This window comes from Streptomyces calidiresistens (assembly GCF_014141525.1).
In the GTDB taxonomy this organism is placed as follows: domain Bacteria; phylum Actinomycetota; class Actinomycetes; order Streptomycetales; family Streptomycetaceae; genus Streptomyces; species Streptomyces calidiresistens.
This window is the reverse complement of record NZ_VKHS01001447.1, coordinates 1-663: the sequence shown is the minus strand read 5'-3', so window position 1 is coordinate 663 and position 663 is coordinate 1. Positions and strand designations below refer to the sequence as shown.

Annotated in this window: 1 protein-coding gene; it reads left to right on the top strand. The window is 73.8% G+C overall.

What is annotated here, in order from left to right; all coding sequences use genetic code 11:
* Positions 1-173 precede the first annotated feature (173 nt).
* On the top strand, positions 174-663 hold a 490-nt coding region (locus tag FOE67_RS27750), incomplete at its 3' end, for a nuclear transport factor 2 family protein (protein WP_182667558.1).

Here is a 663-nt window from a genome sequence, read left to right as displayed (position 1 = left end):
CAGCCCGCCCGGGAACGGGACGCCGCCACCGCCGCCGTGACCGCCCTGGCGGCCCGCGCCGGCGCCTGGGCGGTACGGGTGCACGAGGTGCGTGCCAGCGCCGACGCCGTCCGCGTGGCACGCGCCCTCGAGGCGTACGGGGAGAGCGGGACCGTCCCGGGAGGTGGGTGGGCGTGAGCAGCGGAGCCCGTACCGACATCGAGGCCGTCCAGGCCGCCAACACCGCGCTGTACGACGCGATCGAGCGCGGCGACCTGGAGGCCATGGCCGACAGTTGGATGGACGACCGGGTCAGCGTCGTGCACCCGGGATGGCCGGTGCTCAACGGCCGGGCGGAGGTGCTGCGCTCCTACGCCCTGATCATGGCCGGCACCGAGTACATCCAGTTCATCCTCACCGACGTGGAGGTGTCCGTCTCCGGCGACACCGCCCTGGTCACCTGCACCGAGAACATCCTCAGCGGCGGGCCGAGGGAGGAGGACGGCTCCACCGGCCCCCTCGTGGGCGGAGTGGTGGCGGCCACCAACGTGTTCCGCCGCACGCACGGCGGGGAGTGGAAGGTGTGGGCGCACCACTCCTCGCCGATCATCGTGGAGGAGGAGGACGCCGAGGACAGCACCGGTCCCGACGGTCCGATCGAACCCCCCGGCCCCGACGACCCCC